The 17,771-nt window shown below is 71.2% G+C and carries 16 protein-coding genes; 10 read left to right on the top strand and 6 right to left on the bottom strand.

The annotated features are described in order from the left end of the window. Positions 1–277: 277 nt before the first annotated feature. The 5 genes from OG776_RS38550 to OG776_RS38530 all read left to right on the top strand — a co-directional run bounded on the left by OG776_RS38550 (position 278) and on the right by OG776_RS38530 (position 6,417). Positions 278–1,660 carry a ricin-type beta-trefoil lectin domain protein gene (locus OG776_RS38550; protein WP_148012656.1) on the top strand — a complete coding sequence of 461 codons (1,383 nt, stop codon included), beginning with the start codon at positions 278–280 and terminating at the stop codon, positions 1,658–1,660. 35 nt (positions 1,661–1,695) lie between these two features. Then, a complete protein-coding gene (locus OG776_RS38545; protein ID WP_329323395.1) occupies positions 1,696–3,921 on the top strand; it encodes an RICIN domain-containing protein in 2,226 nt (741 codons plus the stop codon). A 26-nt stretch (positions 3,922–3,947) separates the two neighbouring features. Next, positions 3,948–5,240 (top strand): ThuA domain-containing protein, encoded by a 1,293-nt coding sequence (locus OG776_RS38540; RefSeq protein ID WP_329323394.1) that lies wholly within the window; start codon positions 3,948–3,950, stop codon positions 5,238–5,240. A gap of 414 nt (positions 5,241–5,654) precedes the next feature. Continuing rightward, on the top strand, positions 5,655–5,831 hold the full coding sequence (locus OG776_RS38535) for a CsbD family protein (protein WP_329323814.1): 177 nt from the start codon (positions 5,655–5,657) through the stop codon (positions 5,829–5,831). 217 nt (positions 5,832–6,048) lie between these two features. Next, positions 6,049–6,417 carry a low affinity iron permease family protein gene (locus tag OG776_RS38530; protein ID WP_148012653.1) on the top strand — a complete coding sequence of 123 codons (369 nt, stop codon included), beginning with the start codon at positions 6,049–6,051 and terminating at the stop codon, positions 6,415–6,417. A gap of 187 nt (positions 6,418–6,604) precedes the next feature. On the opposite strand, the gene OG776_RS38525 is transcribed toward OG776_RS38530, so the two are convergent. The 3 genes from OG776_RS38525 to OG776_RS38515 form a co-directional block, all read right to left on the bottom strand. Further along, positions 6,605–6,760 carry a DUF6131 family protein gene (locus tag OG776_RS38525; protein WP_187285904.1) on the bottom strand — a complete coding sequence of 52 codons (156 nt, stop codon included), beginning with the start codon at positions 6,758–6,760 and terminating at the stop codon, positions 6,605–6,607. Between the two features lie 119 nt (positions 6,761–6,879). Continuing rightward, a complete protein-coding gene (locus OG776_RS38520; RefSeq protein WP_329323393.1) occupies positions 6,880–7,983 on the bottom strand; it encodes a sensor histidine kinase in 1,104 nt (367 codons plus the stop codon). Further along, entirely contained in the window at positions 7,980–8,645 is a 666-nt protein-coding gene (locus OG776_RS38515) for a response regulator (protein ID WP_148012651.1), read from the bottom strand. The genes OG776_RS38520 and OG776_RS38515 overlap by 4 nt, the downstream gene beginning before the upstream one ends. A 173-nt stretch (positions 8,646–8,818) precedes the next feature. On the opposite strand from OG776_RS38515, the gene OG776_RS38510 reads away from it, so the two are divergent. After that, on the top strand, positions 8,819–10,186 hold the full coding sequence (locus OG776_RS38510; RefSeq protein ID WP_148012650.1) for a DUF418 domain-containing protein: 1,368 nt from the start codon (positions 8,819–8,821) through the stop codon (positions 10,184–10,186). Positions 10,187–10,197: 11 nt separating this feature from the next. Continuing rightward, positions 10,198–11,076 carry a histidine phosphatase family protein gene (locus OG776_RS38505; RefSeq protein ID WP_148012649.1) on the top strand — a complete coding sequence of 293 codons (879 nt, stop codon included), beginning with the start codon at positions 10,198–10,200 and terminating at the stop codon, positions 11,074–11,076. 15 nt (positions 11,077–11,091) lie between these two features. On the opposite strand, the gene OG776_RS38500 is transcribed toward OG776_RS38505, so the two are convergent. Beyond that, complete coding sequence (locus OG776_RS38500; RefSeq protein ID WP_261994882.1) at positions 11,092–11,748, bottom strand: hypothetical protein; 657 nt, start codon at positions 11,746–11,748, stop codon at positions 11,092–11,094. A gap of 381 nt (positions 11,749–12,129) precedes the next feature. Further along, a complete protein-coding gene (locus OG776_RS38495; RefSeq protein WP_148012648.1) occupies positions 12,130–12,459 on the bottom strand; it encodes a hypothetical protein in 330 nt (109 codons plus the stop codon). Positions 12,460–12,818: 359 nt separating this feature from the next. Here OG776_RS38495 and OG776_RS38490 point away from each other — a divergent pair, with 359 nt between their 5' ends. From OG776_RS38490 to OG776_RS38480, 3 genes are all read left to right on the top strand, one after another. Next, the gene (locus OG776_RS38490; protein ID WP_329323392.1) at positions 12,819–13,487 is read left to right on the top strand and encodes a hypothetical protein; all 669 of its coding nucleotides are present in this window, start codon (positions 12,819–12,821) and stop codon (positions 13,485–13,487) included. A 378-nt stretch (positions 13,488–13,865) separates the two neighbouring features. Further along, positions 13,866–14,300, top strand: a complete 435-nt coding sequence (locus tag OG776_RS38485) for a DUF485 domain-containing protein (RefSeq protein WP_148012647.1) — start codon at positions 13,866–13,868, stop codon at positions 14,298–14,300. Further along, complete coding sequence (locus tag OG776_RS38480; protein WP_148012646.1) at positions 14,297–15,904, top strand: sodium/solute symporter; 1,608 nt, start codon at positions 14,297–14,299, stop codon at positions 15,902–15,904. The genes OG776_RS38485 and OG776_RS38480 overlap by 4 nt, the downstream gene beginning before the upstream one ends. Positions 15,905–15,992: 88 nt before the next feature. On the opposite strand, the gene OG776_RS38475 is transcribed toward OG776_RS38480, so the two are convergent. Further along, positions 15,993–17,549, bottom strand: a complete 1,557-nt coding sequence (locus OG776_RS38475) for a hypothetical protein (protein WP_329323391.1) — start codon at positions 17,547–17,549, stop codon at positions 15,993–15,995. Positions 17,550–17,771: the final 222 nt, after the last annotated feature.

The raw sequence follows: 17,771 nt of genomic DNA, 5'->3' as shown, positions 1-17,771 counted from the left end.
CACGGACACCAGGCGCTGAACCGCCGTTCGGGGACGTGACCGCGCCGGGGCCCCGGACGGCCGGAGTCCCGACTCCCAACAGTCGCCGCCGGGCTCCGACCCGTTCAACTCCTCCTGCATCGAAGCCAATTCACAGACTCCTTTGCTTCATCTCTTGACGACTTTGGTTCAGACCTTTAAGTTCCCGATCACCACGGCTCCATGAATGCACCTGTCATTCAAGAACGTGAACTCTCCCCCACCATCAGCCTCACATGAAGGGCTGTGATCCCCCCAGATGACCAGCCAACCCCTCACCCGTTCCACCGTGTTGCGCGCCGCGCTCACCACCTCGCTGCTCGCGCTCTCGGTCGGTGCCCTGAGCGCGGCGCCCGCCTCCGCCGCCACCGGCACCATCACGGGCCTCGCGGGCAAGTGCCTCGACGTGGCCGGGGCGAACTCCGCCAACGGCACGGCCGTACAGCTCTACGACTGCAACGGCACAGCCGCCCAGCAGTGGACGGTCGGCTCGGACGGGACGGTACGAGCCCTCGGCAAGTGCCTCGACGTCACCGGCAACTCGACCGCCGACGGCGCCCGGCTCCAGCTGTGGGACTGCTCGGGGGGCGCGAACCAGAAGTGGACGGTCTCCGCGGCCCGCGACCTCGTCAACCCGCAGGCCAACAAGTGCGCCGACGTCACGGGCAACACCTCCGCGAACGGCTCCCCGATCCAGATCTGGACCTGCACGGGCGGCGCCAACCAGAAGTGGACCGCCCCCGCCGCGGGTGGCGGCGGCACCAATCCCAGCGCGCCGATGGCCGTCGCCCCGTACCTCTACAACGGCTGGGGCAGCCCGCCGAACCCCACCACCGTCATGAACGCCACGGGCGTCAAGTGGTTCACGCTGGCCTTCGTGCTCAGCAACGGCTACTGCAACCCGCAGTGGGACGGCAGCCGTGCGTTGACCGGCGGCGTCGACCAGCAGACGGTCAACACCGTACGAGCGGCCGGCGGCGACATCATCCCGTCGTTCGGCGGCTACAGCGGCAACAAGCTGGAGAGCTCCTGCTCGAGCGCCGGAGAGCTGGCGTCCGCCTACCAGAAGGTCATCAACGCCTACGGACTCAAGGCCATCGACATCGACATCGAAGCCGACGCCTACAGCAACCCGACGGTCCAGCAGCGCACCGTGGACGCCCTCAAGACCGTCAAGGCCAACAACCCCGGTATCAAGCTGTACGTCACCATCGGCACCGGGCAGAACGGCCCCGACACGAGCCTCATCAACCGGGCCGCGTCGTCCGGTCTGACCGTCGACAGCTGGACGATCATGCCGTTCGACTTCGGCGGCGCCGGTCAGAACATGGGCACGCTCACCCAGCGGGCCGCCGAGGGCCTCAAGACCGCCCTCAAGAACGCCTACGGCTACAGCGACGACCAGGCGTACCGGGACATGGGCATCTCCTCCATGAACGGCATCACCGACCAGAACGAGACGGTCACCGTCGCGGACTTCCAGACCATCCTCGGCTACGCCCAGCAGCACCACCTGGCGCGGCTCACCTTCTGGTCGGTCAACCGCGACCGCCCCTGCACGAGCGGCGTCGCCGACAGCTGCTCCGGAGTGGGCCAGCAGGACTGGGACTACACCCGCGTCCTCGCCAAGTACACCGGCTGACCCGCCCCGACCCCCCACCACCGCAGGAGAGCTCCATGCCTCGACCGACAAGACCTTCCGGTCCCCGCCGGATACCGCAAGCCCTCGCCGCGGTCGCCCTGGTCGCGACCACGGTCTCGGGCCTGACGGCCGCCTCACAGGACCGGGCGACCGCCGCGACCACCGCTGCCGCCGCACTGCCGACCGGCTGGGCCACGGTCGTCAACGCCGCCAGCGGCAAGTGCGTGGACGCGCGCGCCGCCGCGACGGCGAACGGCACCGCCGTCCAGCAGTACGCCTGCAACAGCAGTCAGGCCCAGCAGTGGCAGCTCGCGGCCACCTCCGGCGGCTACTCCCAGGTCGACAACCGGGCCGACGCCACCAAGGCCTGGGACGTCACCGACGTCTCGACGGCGGACGCCGCGCCGGTGCAGCTGTGGACGTACAGCGGCGGCAACAACCAGCAGTGGCAGGCCGTCGCGGACTCCGGTGGCTCGTACCACTTCGTCAACCGCAACAGCGGCAAATGCCTCGACGTGCCCAGCGCGTCCACCGCGGACAGCGTGCAGCTCCAGCAGTACACGTGCAACGGCACGGCGGCCCAGTCGTTCTTCGTCAACCCCGTCGACACGACGCCGCCGCCGGGGACCCCGGACCTCGGCCCGAACGTCACCGTCTTCGATCCGTCGACGCCCGCCGCCACCATCCAGAGCAGCCTCAACTCGGCGTTCTCGCAGCAGGAGACCAACCAGTTCGGCACGGCCCGCAAGGCCTTCCTCTTCAAGCCGGGCACCTACGACGCCAACGCCAACGTCGGCTTCTACACCCAGGTCGCCGGCCTCGGTCTCTCTCCCGACGACGTCAACATCCGCGGCGCTGTGCACGCGGAGGCCGACTGGTTCCAGGGCAACGCCACCCAGAACTTCTGGCGTTCGGCGGAGAACCTGTCGGTGACCCCGACCGGCGGCTCGGACCGCTGGGCGGTGTCGCAGGCGGCCCCCTACCGGCGGATGCATCTGCGCGGCAACCTCGCGCTGGACGACGGCGGTTGGTCGAGCGGCGGCTACATGGCCGACACGAAGATCGACGGCCAGGTCAACTCCGGTTCGCAGCAGCAGTGGCTGTCACGGAACACCGAGTGGGGCAGCTGGACCGGCTCCAACTGGAACATGGTCTTCGTCGGCTCCAAGAACGCCCCGGCCAACAGCTTCCCCAACCCGCCCTACACGACGGTCACCCAGGCACCGGTCACCCGTGAGAAGCCCTTCCTCTACGTGGACTCGGCGGGCGCCTGGAAGGTGTTCGTGCCCTCCGCCCGCACCAACACCACCGGCACCACCTGGGGCGCGGGTACCCCGGCGGGCGCGTCCCTGCCCCTGTCCGACTTCTTCGTCGTCAAGCCGGGCGCGACGGCCGCCCAGATGAACGACGCGCTCGCCCAGGGCAAGAACCTGCTGGTGACCCCCGGCGTCTACCACCTCTCCCAGACACTGAAGGTGACCCGGCCCGACACCGTCGTCCTGGGCCTCGGCCTGGCCACGCTCATCCCCGACAACGGAATCACGGCGATGACGGTCGCGGACGTGGACGGGGTCCAGCTCGCGGGTCTGCTGATCGACGCCGGGACCACCAACTCCGCCCAGCTGATGGAGATGGGACCGAGCGGCTCCTCCGCCGACCACAGCGCCGACCCCAGCTCCCTGCACGACGTCTTCTTCCGCATCGGCGGCGCGGGCGTCGGCAAGGCCACCACCAGCCTGACCATCAACAGTGACGACGTCATCGGCGACCATCTGTGGCTGTGGCGCGCCGACCACGGCAGCGGCGTGGGCTGGACCAGTAACACCGCCGACACCGGCCTCGTCGTCAACGGCGACGACGTGACGATGTACGGCCTGTTCGTCGAGCACTACCAGAAGTACCAGACCGTCTGGAACGGCAACGGCGGCCGCACGTACTTCTACCAGAACGAGATGCCGTACGACCCGCCCAACCAGGCCGCCTGGATGAACGGATCCACGCAGGGATACGCCGCCTACAAGGTGGCGAACTCGGTGACGAGCCACCAGGTGTACGGCTTCGGCAGTTACTGCTTCTTCAACGTCAACTCCTCGGTCGCCGCCGAGCACGCCATCGAGGCACCGAACACCGCGAACGTGAAGTTCAAGGACATGGTGACGGTCTCCCTCGGCGGCACGGGAACCATACGGCACGTCGTCAACGACCGGGGCGGCCCGTCCGACTCCGGTACGAACGTCGCCAACCTCGTCAGCTACCCGTGACCCGACCGGAGAGGACCGATCAGCCGATGCACACCACCGGATTCCGACCGAAGCGCGCGATCCTGCGGGTGCTGCTGCTGCTGGCGACGCTGCTCGCCGTGGCGGCACCACCCGCCGCGCAGGCGAGCACGACGGCGGCCCCGTTCAAGGTGCTCGCGCTCTACAGCGGCACCTGGGACGCGGCGCACATCGACTTCGACAAGGAAGCGAACGACTGGTTCCCCAAGCAGGCCGCCGCCAACGGCTTCACCTACACGGCCAGCACCAACTGGGACCTGCTCAGCAACGGCGGCGTCAACACCTACCAGGTCGTGCTGTTCCTGGACGACCTGCCGCAGACGTCCGCCCAGCGGAGCGGCTTCGAGCAGTACATGCGGAACGGGGGCGCCTGGATGGGCTTCCACGTCTCGGCCTTCACGACCAGTGCCTCGGACTGGCCCTGGTACCACAACCAGTTCCTCGGCAGCGGGAACTTCCAGTCGAACACCTGGGGTCCGACCACGGCGGTCCTGAAGGTCGAGGACCGTACGCACCCCGCCACCAAGAACCTGCCGGCCACGTTCACCTCGGCGGTCAGCGAGTGGTACAGCTGGTCCAACGACCTGCGGCAGAACCCGGACATCAAGATCCTGGCGTCCGTCGACCCCAGCAGCTTCCCGCTGGGCACGGACCCCAACCAGAGCTGGTACAGCGGCTACTACCCGATCCTGTGGACCAACACGAAGTACAAGATGCTGTACGCGAACTTCGGTCACAACGCGATGGACTACTCGACCAACACCCGTCTGTCGTCGACGTTCGCGAGTGAGACGCAGAACCGGTTCGTGCTGGACGGCCTCAAGTGGCTGGGCGGGGCGGGCGGCACGACCCCGCCGGCCGACTCGATCTCCGAGACCACCTGGTACTCGCTGACCAACGCCGGGAACGGCACGTGTGTGGACGCGCGCGCGGCGGCCACGGCGAACGGGACCGCGATCCAGCAGTACGCCTGCAACGGCACCCAGGCCCAGCAGTTCCAGTTCCGCTCGACCGACAGCGGCTACCGGCAGGCGGGCATCCGCGCCAACCCGCAGCAGGTCATCGACGTGACCGGCGTCTCGACCGCCGACAACGCGCCGTTGCAGCTGTGGAGTTACAGCGGCGGGCAGAACCAGCAGTGGCTGCCCGTCAAGGAGAGCACCGGGCGCTACCACTTCAGCGCCCGGCACAGCGGGAAGTGCCTGACGGCGGCGAGCGCCGCCACCAACAGCGTGCAGCTCACCCAGCGCGCCTGCGACGGTTCGTCCGCGCAGAGCTTCACGCTCACCGCACAGCCCTGACCGACCGGCACGGGGGTGCCCCCGTCCCACCGCACGCCGACGGTGGGACGGGGGCTCCGCCGTGTCCGGCCCGGCGGGGGTGGCGCACACGGAATGGACCGTGCAGGCCGGGGCACACGGCAGGGGGAGCCTCGTCGCCCCCATCCCCGTGGCGGCGAGGCTCCGCGCCGGGCGCGGCACCACGGAAGCCGCGGAGAGCACGGAGAACACACAGAACGCGGAGAACGGGGCGAACGGGGTGAACGGGGAGAACGGGGAGAACGGGGTACGCGTCCGCGAAGCCGAACCCCGTAGCCCGTCGAATCGCTCGCGCGGCGCCGGTTTGCGTCACCCGCCCGGCGGCCACACGGTGAGGAAAGGTGCGTCGCCTCCGCGGGAACGCACCGCGGCGACTCGAGTGAGAAGGCGATCGTGATGATCAAGGGAAACGCGAAAACGAAACAGATCACGGGCCGGCTGCGGGAAACCCTGGGAAAGGCCCTGGGAGACAAGTCCATGCAGCGGCAGGGACGCAGCGAACAGCTGCGGGGCAAGGCCCAGGAGATGACCGGGAAGGCCGCGGACCGCGTGCGCAGGGCGACCAGGCACTGAGGCCGCGCGCGGACCGCGGTCGGGAGCGCGCCGCCGCACGAAAAGGGTGCGGCCGGTGCCGCGGCCCCGGCGGACGCAAGAACGTCATGGGCGTCATGGGCGTCGCGCCGCACCCCGCGCGCGACGCCCCGGCCCGCCGCCCCGGGCCTGTCGCCCCAGGCCACTGGAACGGGCGCACCGGGTGGACCGCCAAGCCATGAGGAGAGCACAGAGGATCATGACCATCGAGCACCCCGCCGACCGTGGTGGCGACAAACGCGGCAGATTCGAACGGTTCGCCGAGTCCGCGTCGAAATTCACCAGCTCACCGGTCTTCTTCGTGTTCTGCCTCGCGCTGGTCTCCCTCACCGTCGCGCTGCACATCGTCGGCGTCGAAGTGACGTGGCTCCTCTTCGCCGGCGAATCCATGACCGCGGTGACCCTCATGCTCCTCGCCCTGCTGAAGAACTCCGAACTGCGGGCCGACCGCGCGATCCAGCGCAAGCTGGACGCCATCGCCGCCGCCCTGCTCGAAGCGCAGAATGGCACCCCGGGAAAGGCGCACGAGAACCTCAGGAAGGTCATTCGGCTGGAGGACGAGATCTGATGTCGAGGACGAGAGATCTCACCCGGCCGGAAAAGACCTGGGCGGTCACGAGGCAGGAGAAGACCTGGGAGGTGCCTCGGCACCCCTCAGGTCGTCTCCTTGTTCTCACCTTTTTCTCACCCGAGGCGTTTCTCACCCGAGGTGCTGAGTCTTGCCTTCCGGCGAAGTGCCGCGCGGGAGCGCGACGTCACCAGTAGTGCCGCCGGCCGCCGACCGCGTGTCCGATGCCTCCCAGGATCCACAGAACGGCTCCGATGATGACCAGGATGACCCCGATGGTCCATAGGATGCTGATGCCTGTCACGAGGCCGATGACGAGCAGAATTACTCCGAGGATGATCATCTTTTCCTCCGGTCGGGGAACTCTGACCCCCTGATCGCCGAGTCCCCGCAAATATTCGGCCGCAAACACGCGGGGGACGGGTCGGCTCCGACCACCGTCGTACCGGACCTCCGCGACCGTCACGTCCGCTCCTCGGCCGGAAGTTCGAGGCGCAGTTCGTAGCCGCCGTCCGCCGTGGGGCCGGCCGTGACGGTGCCGCCGAGGAGGGCCGCGCGCTGGCGCAGGCCGACCAGTCCGTGGTGCGCGCTCGGGAGCGGGAGCGGGGGCCGGGTCGGCGCCGTGTTGGTGACCGTGGCCCGGACGGCACCGTCGTGGTGGCGGATGTGTACCGTCGCGCTCGTTCCGGGGGCGTGCTTGCGTGCGTTGGTCAGCGCTTCCTGGACGGTGCGGTAGATGGCGCGTTGCACGGTGGGCGGCAGGTCCTCGGGCACGTCGGTCTGCAGCTCGGTCTCGATGCCGCTGTTGTCCACCAGCCGTTCGAGGTCGGCCAGGGACGGCTGCGGTGTCAGTTCCGTGGGCCGCCCCCCGGAGGCGCGCAGCACGCTGACCATGTGCCGCAGCTCGTCCAGGGTCTGCACACTCAGCCGCCGGATCGTGGCGGCCGCCTCCTTGACCTCGGCGTCCCGGGTACCGACCTGGAGCGCTCCCGCCCGCACCGCGATCAGACTGACCTGATGGGAGACCACGTCGTGCATCTCCCGGGCGAGCTGGGCGCGTTCCTTCGCCAGCACGCTCTGCGCGGTCAGCAGCCGCTTGTGGTCGCGCGCCTCGGAGATCTCGGCGAGCTGTCGTGACAGATCACGCCGGGCCTGGACGAGCTGGCCGAGGAAGACGGGCGCTGCCGCGGTCGCCGCGGTGTACCCCAGGGTGATCACCGTCGCCGTGTTCGTGAAGTCGTAGCTCAGGGACGGCCAGCTGGTCATGTCGCAGATCGTGAAGGCCGTCACGCAGACCGCGAGCAGGGTGCGGTGACGGGTGAAGGAGGCGAGGGTGTACAGCGCGGCCAGCGCGGCGAAGACGGCGTCCGACACCAGGACCGCGGGCAGCGTGAGCAGGAAGGTGAGCAGCGGCCGACGACGTCTCAGAAAGAGGGCGAAGGCGGCGACCAGCGCCCAGGACAGGCGGAGCGGCTCGTCGATGTGGACCTTGACCCAGACGTCGAGGAGCGACGCGGCGACGAGGGCGGTGTCCAGCAGTGGTGCGGGCGGTCTGCGGAGATTCATCCCCCCTCCCCACCCCGCGGCTCCTTCAGCAGACCGGCCCGTTCGGCGAGCAGAGCGGCCTGGACACGGCCGTCCACCTCGAGCTTGCCGAGGATCGCGCTGACGTGGTCCTTGACCGTGCCCGTGCTGAGGTGCATGCGCGTGCCGATGTCGGCGTTGGACAGCCCCTCGGCGACGAGGACGAGGACGGCCCGTTCGCGGTCGGTCAGCCGGGCGAGGCTGTGGGCCGCGGCGTCACGGGGACCGGTGTTCAGGAATCCGTCCACGACCGTCCGGGTGATCTTGGACGACAGGACGGTGCCGCCGTCGGCCAGGGTCCGCACCAGGAACGGCAGCTCCTCGGGGTCGGTGTCCTTGAGCAGGAAGCCCGCCGCGCCCGAGCGGAGCGCCGTCGTCACGTATTCGTCCATGTCGAATGTCGTGAGCATGGCCACCACTGGGGGGTGGGGCAGTCGCCGGAGACCGGCGAGCACGGTGAGGCCGTCGACGTCGGGCATCCGGATGTCGAGGAGGACGACGTCGGGGCGCATGTCCTGAGCGGTCTGGAGAGCCTGGCCGCCGGGGACCGCGGCCGCGACCTCGATGTCGTGCGCGGCGTCGAGGATGTGCTGAAAACCCGTACGGATCATGGCTTCGTCATCGACCACCAATACCCGGATCACAGGTGCTCCACTCGCCGTCGGACCACTGCCCGATTCGTACCATGTCGAGCACGGCGCGGGGCTGTCCGACACCGGGTCCGGCCGGGCGGCGGGGACGCGCCAGCCACTCGGCGGGGCGGTTCCGGACACCTGCCGGATGTCCGCCGGGACGGGTGTCTCCGACCCTGGAGCGTATGACGCACGACGTGGCGGAGACCGTACCGCCCGGGGCCGGGCCCGCGGGGCGGGCCTCCGCCTCTCGCGGGCGCGCCCCTCTGCCGGCCACGTCGTCCCCCGGCCCCGCGTCGACCGGACGGCTGGTCGGCCTGGACCTGGCCCGCGGTCTGGCGGTCCTCGGCATGTTCGCGGTCCACATAGGTCCCGACCCCACGGTGGGCGGCCCGCTCGGCTGGCTCATGGAGGTGGCTCGCGGCCGCTCCTCCGCCCTGTTCGCCCTGCTGGCCGGGTTCACCCTGATCCTGCTCACCGGGCGCCCGCGGCCGCGTACCGGCCGCGCGGGGCGCGAGGCCGTGGTCAGGGTGCTGATCCGCTCCGTCGTCCTGATCGCGCTCGGATACGCCCTGACCGGTCTGGGCACCGGTATCGACGTCATCCTCCCCGCCTACGGGGTGATCTTCGCCCTCGCCCTGCCTCTGCGCAGACTGCGGGCCGCCTCCCTGGCCGCCGTCGCCGGGGCGACCGCGCTCGTCCTGCCCCAGGTCCTGTATCCGCTGCAGGGCGCCGTCCAGGACGGGGGCTGGGCCGACACCGTCGTCGCCCATGACCCCCTGGCCAGGGTCACCGGTTCGGGCGGCGTCGTCGAACTGCTCGTCACCGGCGCGTACCCGGTACTGACCTGGCTGCCGTTCGTCGTCGCCGGGATGGCGCTGGCCCGGCTCGACCTCACCCGGCCGGGCGTCCGCGCCCGGATCGCCCTCTGGGGCGCCGCGCTGGCCGTGCTCGGTCACGGCGGCTCCTGGCTGGCGCTGCGCCTGGTCACGGGTGCGCGGGCCGCCGTGAGCGCGGCGACGGGCGGTGGTCCGGCCGCCTCCGCCTGGTGGTCCGACGCCGTGGGCGATCCCACCAGCCGTACCCCCGACTGGCTGCTGGTGGCCGCGCCGCACAGCCAGACCACGGGGTCGATCCTGGGCAGCACCGGTGTCGGCCTCGTGATCGTCGCCTGCTGCCTGCTCGCGACGGAGCGCTCGGCCCGCTTCCGGCGGCTCGCCACGCCGGTCGTCGCGGTCGGCTCGATCTCCCTGACCACCTATGTCTGCCATATCGTCGCCATCAAGGTGCTGGGCGTCGGCGACCTGCCGGACTCCGCCGCCCTGCCCGCTCTCGTCGCCTTCGCGGCGGCCGCCGTGCTGCTGGCCGTCGTCTGGACGCGCGCCTTCGGACGAGGGCCGCTGGAACGCCTGCTGCGTCTCGTCACCCTGCCCGCCCGTCTGATCGGCCGACCTGCCAAGGGCCCGAACCAGGCCCAGGCGGGTCGGCCCCCCGGCCGCCGTCACGGTCCTCGGCCGGCTCACGACCTCCGGCGTCCGCGCCGGGCCACTTAGGAGGTACGCCGATGTCGCTCCGCCTGACCTTCATGTGCGCGTCAGCCACGGACACCACGAGGGACGCGGTCTTCGGTGACGGTCCCCCGAGCGAGGACGGCCTGCGTGCGGCACGGGCCGTCGGCGGAACGCTGCCTCCGTACGCTCCGCTCGTCCGGGCGCCGTCGGTCCGGTGCGCGCTGACCGCCGACGCGCTCGGACTGGACGCCACCCCCGAGCCCGCGCTGCGCGACTTCGACTACGGGACGTGGCGGGGCCGTACCGTGCGTGAGATCGTGGCGGCGGACCCGTACGGCTACGCGAGCCGGCTCACGGACCCGGACGCGACGCCGCACGGGGGCGAGTCCGTGCGGCAGCTCTGCCGGCGTGTCGCGCACTGGCTGGGAAACGTGCCGCCGTTCCTGGACCAGGCACTGATCATCACCGAACCGGCTGTCGTCCGGGCCGCGCTCGTCCACGCGCTGTGCGCACCGGCGACGGCCTTCCGGCACTTCGAGGTATCGCCGCTGTCGACGGTCTCGCTGACCCTGTGCGAGGACGGTTGGACGGTGCGGCCCGGCCGGGTGGCCCCTGAACGGGCCGGGACCGGTGGCGCCGCGCCCATGCCGCCGGACGCACCGCAGGGCCGTACGGTCCCCCGGTGGGGCGACGCGCGGAGCGACGAGTGGTACGACCTCGTCGCCCGGGTGACGCCCTCGGACCCCGTCGGACGGACCGCGACGCCGCGCAGGCTTCATGTCACGGAGAACAGGGCCGGCGGTGCCGTCACGGCGGGGCCGGCGGGACGGGCTCTGTCCCCTCGGGGGCGAGAGCCGCTGGACGCGGGTGAGCATCGGGTGTGCGGGCGGTGCCGGGTCCGCCTGCACCCGCGGACCGAGCGGGAGCGATGAGGACCGCCCGCCGGCTCAGCCCGGAAACCCGCCCTGGTTCCGGCGGCCCTGACGGGGCTGCGGGCGGCCGCGGACACCGGACCGGCGCCGCGACGGCGCGGCGGGAGCGTCCGCGCTGTTGAAACCCGGTCCGGTGGGGGCGCTGAAGCCTCCGGGGACCGCCGGTGCGGTCGTCGGCTCCGCGTGCGCGGGCGTGCCCGCCGCCGCGGGCGCCTCACGTGTCCGCGGGAGTGCGCGACCGACGACGCGGGTGTGCGTCATCAGCGGGGCGCACGCGGTGCAGACCTCCAGCAGTGTCCAGACCTGCCCGACCGCCGGGTCGTGACGCAGGACCAGGACCACTCCGCCCGCGCAGTGGGTGTGCGTGCCCTCATGGGCCGCGCACTGGGTCTGACGGCAGGCGCAGGCGGCATCGGGACGCACCGTGGCAGCACGGGCGTGTGCCGCGGCGTGGGCCTCGGCGAAGCGGCGGAGTGCCGTCAGGTCGCGGGAGCGGGACGGCATTCCGCACGACGAGGAGCACGACACCGAGGCGGTACGGTCGCTGTGGCCGGAGACCCGGATGATCCACACCCGTCCTGGCCGGCGTGCGGCGGGTGTTTCGGGGTACGCGAGGTCCAAGACCGGCAGTCCTTCGGTAGTGGAGGCGGGGTGCACGTCGGTGCTGGGCACCACGTATACCTGTACCCCGTTCTCCTGCTGGTCATTTACCGGTTGCGCCGGGGTCCTCGGAACACGACTCCCCGCACAGCGTGCCGACTTCCGGCAAAAGCGACTGCGATCATGCCATGGGCGCGGTCGGGCGGGGACGGCACGGCAGGGCGGACGGCAGGACCGACAGCAGGGCGGACGGCAGTCGGGCCCGTATCCGCGGCGTGCGACGGGACGCTCCGCGAGGCTCAGCCCCAGGCTCACGCGGCGCGCCCCGGGCGACCGCCCCGGCTCCTGAGGGTGGACGTCGGGTGCGACGCGGTGCGGTGAGCGCCATCGGAGCATGGAGGGTGAGGGCTCTCCCGGAGACCCCGGGGTGGCCGCTCTCCCGGGCACCCCGCCTCAGAGTTCGCGGTCGATACCGGTGTCGATGCCGGTCACCACGGCGGCCCCCAGCATCGCGTCGGTCTCGGCGACACCGCTGTCGCGCAGCGCGCCGGACACCAGCCGCACCGCCTCGTGCTCGGCGCTCGACCGGTCCGCGGCCTCGACCTCGACGCGGGCGGCGAACCGGCCGTCCTCCTCCACCGTGAGCAGACTCAGCTCCTCGTTCTCGCCCAGATCGGTGTTCTTGGGGTCCTGGGGCCGCAGCCTGCGCTCGATGTCGGTGCGGGCGCCGTCGGACATGCCGTGGACGAAGGTGCCGGGGACGGTGATGACGTACGTGGTCACGCGAACTCCTCACGCAGAAGGACCGGGGCGCCCCCTCGCCCGCCGGATCACCGGCATCACGGGGTTTCCCGAGGTGCATGCGGTGCGTCTTCCCCGACTCGGGCCGGGAACACCGGCGACCGCACGACCGGCCCCCGTGACCTCACCCGTCCGGCTTACCGGCGCCGTCGGACCGTGTTGACGGGACCGGCCCGGCACCGCGGGCATCCGCGGCCCGGCGCGCCCCACGGGTGACGTGCGCCGAAAGACTTCGGCCGGATTCATGGCCGGAACTCGCCCTCGGCACGACCGGCACGTCACGGCTGGGTATCCCTCCGGCAGGTACATCGGTGCACGCGGGGTGGGAGGAGCCGACCCGGGTGGCATGGAGGGGACCAGAGGCCGAGAAGGGACCGTCACGCCGCAGCCGGCGGCGACTCGCGATCCGTGCACTGCGCGACCAGGGGCGTTACGGGCCCGGCCTTCGCGAGGTGCTGCCCGCGCTCGCGGGAGTCGTGATGACGGTGTGCGGGGTGGTGGCGGGCGTCGCCGTGGCGTACCGCACGCTCGGCGTCGGCGTGCTCGTGGCCGCGTCGGCGCTCCTCGCCGTCGCGACCCCGGTCGCGGTCCGGCATCACCGTCCCCTCGCCCGTCGCCGTCTGGGGCACTACACGCCCGAGGAGCTCGCGGATCTGGACACGGAGGGACTCGTCCTGGCCGTGTCCCGGATGCTGCGCCGGGACGGCTGGCTGGTCCTCCCGCCGTCCACCGTTCAGGACCGGCCCCGGGTGCGTGCGCGCAACGGCCAGGGACACCGCATCGAGGTGGCGTTCCGTCCCGTGGCCGAACCCCTGCCCGACGAGGACGCGCCAGCGCGGTCGGGGCGCCGGACGGGAACCCCCCTGCGACTCGTGGTGCACCGGGGGACCTTCAGCCACCGTGACGTCCAGTGGGCCCGGCGCCAGGGCGACATCCACCTCATCGACGGCCCGCGCCTCAGGAGCTGGGCGCACGGCACCCCCCTGCACCGGCTGACCGATGCCTCCTGAGCGCCCGACGCCTGCCGGGACCGCGCGGCGGGCCGAGGCCACCGGCACCAGGGAACCCGCCGCGACCCCTCGTCCACCGCCGGATCCGCCGGGCGGCGCCCCGCCCGGGACGCCGCCGTGACCCGTACGACCGACCGTCCCGAGGACCGGAGAGCCGCCGAACACATGTTCCCCACACGAAGCCCCCGTCCCGCCCACCACAGCCATGACAGCAGCAACACAGGAGGTCAGAGCCCTGTACACCGTCCGACCAGGCACTTGAGGCAAAGCCCTTTGCACTGCCCGGCCCGCCGAATAGCGTGCGAGGACCCGAGCAGCCCGCCCCTCCTCTTCGCGCGGTCCATGTCCGTCGGTACCGAACCCGCCAGGAGACCCGGAATGTCCTACGACAGCTCCGCCTCGAACTCCGCCCGACCCCACCACGGACAGCACTCCGCCTCCTCCCCCGCGCTCCCGGACCCCTCCGGGGAACCGTTACGCGGTGGGACGGCCCCTCGCCCCTGGACCGGACACCACCGCGACCTGCGCGTCCTCCGCCGCGCCTACCGCCGGCAGCGATGGCTCACCACCCTGACGGCCCTCGGCTACTTCTCCCTCTTCCTCGCCCTCTCCGTCGGGCGGCCCGACATCATGGCGCGACCGGTGACCGGCGGCCTGTCGACGGGCCTGGTCCTCGCCCTCACCCAGATCCCCGTCACCTGGCTCGCCGTGGCGCTGTACGAGCGCACCGCCCGCCGTTACGTGGACCCGTTGGCGCGCCGGGTGAACCGGCAGGCGCCCTGGGCCGGCGGCGAACAGGAGCGCGAGCGATGACGGACTTCAGCGACTCCGCACGGTCCTGGTCCCTCGTCGCCTTCTGCATCGCCGTCTCCGTGACCCTGCTGCTGTGCGTGCTGACCGGCCCCGACAGCGACGACCTCGAGGAGTTCTACACCGGATACCGTTCGCTGTCCCCCGTACGCAACGGCCTCGCCATCGCGGGCGACTACATCTCGGCCGCGACCGTGTTCACCATCGGCGGGGTCATCGCGCTCTGCGGGTACGACGGCGTCGTCCTGGCCCTCAGCACCCTGCTGTCCCTCCTGTTGCTGATGTTCCTGTTGGCCGAACCCCTGCGCAACACCGGCAAGTTCACCATGGGTGACGCTCTCGCCCGGCGGATGCCCGGGCGTTCGGTGCGCATCACGGCGTGCGCGGTCACCATCGTGGCGCTGGTACCGATGATGCTCGTCCAGCTCGCCAGCACCGGGCAGCTGCTGGCCTTCATCCTCGGTTTCTCCGACAGTGCCATGAAGACCGGCTGCATCGTCGGGGTGGGCGCCCTGATGATCACCTACGCGGCCATCGGCGGGATGCGGGGAACCGCGCTGATCCAGACCCTGAAGATGGTCGTGCTGCTCGGTTCCGGAGTGACCGTAGCGGTCCTGATCCTGCGGACCTTCGACTGGAACCCGGGGACGCTGTTCTCCGCGGCCGCCGACCACAGCGGCGCCCGGGACCGGTATCTGCACGGCGGCCTGGAGTTCGCCGGCGGTCCGCATCCACACCTCGACATGCTCAGCACCCAGTTGGCCATCGTGCTCGGCGGGGCCTGCCTTCCCCACGTCACCATGCGCATGTACACCGCGAAGAGCGCGCGCCAGGTGCGGCGTTCGATGTCGTGGGCGGTGTCGTCGGTGGCCCTGTTCGTCGCGGTGGCCACGGTCATCGGGATCGGCGCGACGGCGCTGATCGGCCGGGCCGGGATCGCGAAGGCCGACCCGTGGGGGCACACCGCCTATCTGCTCAGTTCCCGGGCGGCGTTCGGTACGGACATGTCGCGGGCGGAGACCCTCATCTTCACCACGGTCACCACGGCGATCTTCCTGACGCTGCTCGCCTCGGTGGCCGGCATGACGCTGGCGTGCGCCAACTCCCTCGCCCACGACGTGTTCGCCGCCCGGGGCTCCGGCATGGCCCCGCACCGCGAGACGATGCTCGCCCGGATCTCGGCCGTGGTCGTCGGGACTCCGATCGTCGTCCTCGCCGCCCTGGTCCAGCACCGCAGTCTCCAGCCGCTCGCGACCCTCTCCTTCTGTCTGGGCGCCTCGGCGATCGCCCCGGCCCTGATCTACAGCCTCTTCTGGCGCAACTTCACCCGCGCCGGCCTGTTGAGCACGCTCATCGGCGGCACCCTCTCGGTCCTGGTGCTGATGCCCGGCACCAGACTCGTGTCCGGTTCACCGACGTCGGCGTTCCCTCACGCGGACTTCAACTGGTTCCCGTTCACCACCACGGGGCTGGTCTCCGTCCCCCTCGGGTTCGCCTTCGGGTGGCTCGGCAGCGTGCTCTCCGGACGTCGCAGGGCCGCCCGCGAACGCCGGCGCTACGAGGCGGTCGAGAGCCTGATCCTGGCGGGGCCGAGACCGGAACGCTGACGGGCGGGAGCCCCTGGACCCTTCCGATGACGGGGGGCACCGTCCGCTTCCGGACGGTGCCCCCCGTCATCGGCGGCCGCCGCCGTCGTCAGTAGTTCAGGCTCGTCATGTAGGCGCACTCGGTGTAGATGTAGCCGGGCCTCAGCTTGGCGGTGTCGGAGGCGGGCGACTTCCCCGTGCCGGTCCGGGACTTGTGGACGAAGTAGGTGGTGCCGACCGGCAGCCGGATGGTCCGCTGCGGGTAGTTCTTCCCGCTGTCGTGACACGGCGAGAAGCCGGACAGGATCGTGCTCGTGAAGGAGTAGGTGGTGCAACTCCCGCAGGCCTTCAGGGAGAAGCTGCCGGTCACCGGCCCCGTGTACATCACCGTGATGTCGTCGGGACTGTCGTTCTTGACGGTGACGGCGATGCTGCCGCCGGACGCCGTCGTCGGCAGACTCCGGCCCGCCGCGGGCACCGTCTGGGCGACCTCCGCCGCGATGGCGATCTTCTGCGCGCGGGCCCGGTTCTTGGCGTGCGGGTTGCTCTTGACGAACTCGTTCATGGTGGTGAGGGCATCACCGAACCGCTTGTCCTTGTACTGACGCACACCGCAGGCGTACGTGCCCGAGTCCGCGTTCGTGTCCGCCCGGTCGGCGTCCCTGCCGAGGGCCGCGGTCACCCCGGCGTCGTCACCCGGGAGCGCGGTGACCTGAGTGCTGAGACTCCTGAGGTGCTCGACCGCCGAGCAGGGGTCGCTCCCGCCCACCTGCTTCACCGCCCGGTCGACCTCCGCGCTCACCGCGGGTTCCACCTTTCCGGCCGGCCCGGACCGCGGGAACGTCGACAGGAGGTCGCCGAAGTGTGTCGTCCAGTCGGCGTCACCGCGCCCGAGCGCCTCGGACGCGCACTCGTACAGCGAGGTCGCCAGCCGGTCGTCCGGCCAGGTGGACAGCGACCCGAGCTGTTTCCTGCCCATGGTTCCCGGGACCGTCCGCAGGTACTTCAACGGCGCTATGGCGTCGCAGTAGTTCTTCTGGGCATAGGGCGAACCCACCGTGCTGTAGAAGGTCTTGAGCCGGTCGGGCACCCGGTCGGCCGCCTTGGAGCCGGGATGGTCGTCGCGCAGACCCCGGTAGGCGGCCAGCGCCCGGCGGTAGTCGGACTCCGCGGTCGTGAACGACTGCTTCCCGGACTCCCGGACGAGCTTGTCGGCCCGTTCCAGTCGCTCCAGGAGCATCGCCTCGGTCGCCCGGTCCCGCGCGTCTCCGTACAGGACGACACCTCCCGCGGGCACGGCCAGGAGGACGACTCCGAGTGCGATCGCCAGCCACGCCCGCGGCGGCCACAGGAGACGGGTCCGCAGGCCCAGGAACGCTCCGTGGACGGCGGCGAGCCCGAGAAGGACCGGATAGAGGACGACCGCCGCGCCGGGGACGCCGTCCGGATCGGCGGGCAGGGCCACCACGAGCAGCAGCGCGGTCGCGACCCAGCAGACCGCCATCAGGCCCCAGCGACGCATCAGCGCATAACCCAGGCCCAGCCCGGAGAGGTTCAGCACCGCCACCGCGACCGCTCTCAGGCCGTCCGTCGGGGCGGGTGGCGGTGCGGTGGGCATCGGCGGGACGACGAACCCGCCGGGCAGGTCATTGTTGTTCCAGGACATGACGGCTCCCCCAGTCAATCACGCCCGAATCCCTATGAGTTGTCAGTGTACGTTCAGTAGCGGGCGAGCGACAGGGGAAAAGTCCGTCACTTGATGGATCGTCAAGTACGGCTCGTGGGCGGCTCCGCCTTCGCGGATCACGCCGCCTCCGCGGATCGCCGCGGCCCGGTGGAGCGGACCGCCGCGGGCAGCGGCGGGGCTCCCGGAGCACGGCACCGCACC

The sequence above is a fragment of the Streptomyces sp. NBC_01689 genome, from assembly GCF_036250675.1.
Taxonomy (GTDB): domain Bacteria; phylum Actinomycetota; class Actinomycetes; order Streptomycetales; family Streptomycetaceae; genus Streptomyces.
This window is presented reverse-complemented; position numbering and strand designations above follow the sequence as displayed.

What these genes read in the sequence shown, in the direction of transcription:
- OG776_RS38520 (WP_329323393.1), bottom strand. Translation starts at nt 7,983, where the DNA reads ATGAATCTCCGCAGACCGCCCGCACCACTGCTGGACACCGCCCTCGTC.
- OG776_RS38545 (WP_329323395.1), top strand. Translation starts at nt 1,696, where the DNA reads ATGCCTCGACCGACAAGACCTTCCGGTCCCCGCCGGATACCGCAAGCC.
- OG776_RS38535 (WP_329323814.1), top strand. Translation starts at nt 5,655, where the DNA reads ATGATCAAGGGAAACGCGAAAACGAAACAGATCACGGGCCGGCTGCGG.
- OG776_RS38550 (WP_148012656.1), top strand. Translation starts at nt 278, where the DNA reads ATGACCAGCCAACCCCTCACCCGTTCCACCGTGTTGCGCGCCGCGCTC.
- OG776_RS38540 (WP_329323394.1), top strand. Translation starts at nt 3,948, where the DNA reads ATGCACACCACCGGATTCCGACCGAAGCGCGCGATCCTGCGGGTGCTG.
- OG776_RS38530 (WP_148012653.1), top strand. Translation starts at nt 6,049, where the DNA reads ATGACCATCGAGCACCCCGCCGACCGTGGTGGCGACAAACGCGGCAGA.
- OG776_RS38480 (WP_148012646.1), top strand. Translation starts at nt 14,297, where the DNA reads ATGACGGACTTCAGCGACTCCGCACGGTCCTGGTCCCTCGTCGCCTTC.
- OG776_RS38505 (WP_148012649.1), top strand. Translation starts at nt 10,198, where the DNA reads ATGTCGCTCCGCCTGACCTTCATGTGCGCGTCAGCCACGGACACCACG.
- OG776_RS38525 (WP_187285904.1), bottom strand. Translation starts at nt 6,760, where the DNA reads ATGATCATCCTCGGAGTAATTCTGCTCGTCATCGGCCTCGTGACAGGC.
- OG776_RS38475 (WP_329323391.1), bottom strand. Translation starts at nt 17,549, where the DNA reads ATGTCCTGGAACAACAATGACCTGCCCGGCGGGTTCGTCGTCCCGCCG.
- OG776_RS38485 (WP_148012647.1), top strand. Translation starts at nt 13,866, where the DNA reads ATGTCCTACGACAGCTCCGCCTCGAACTCCGCCCGACCCCACCACGGA.
- OG776_RS38510 (WP_148012650.1), top strand. Translation starts at nt 8,819, where the DNA reads ATGACGCACGACGTGGCGGAGACCGTACCGCCCGGGGCCGGGCCCGCG.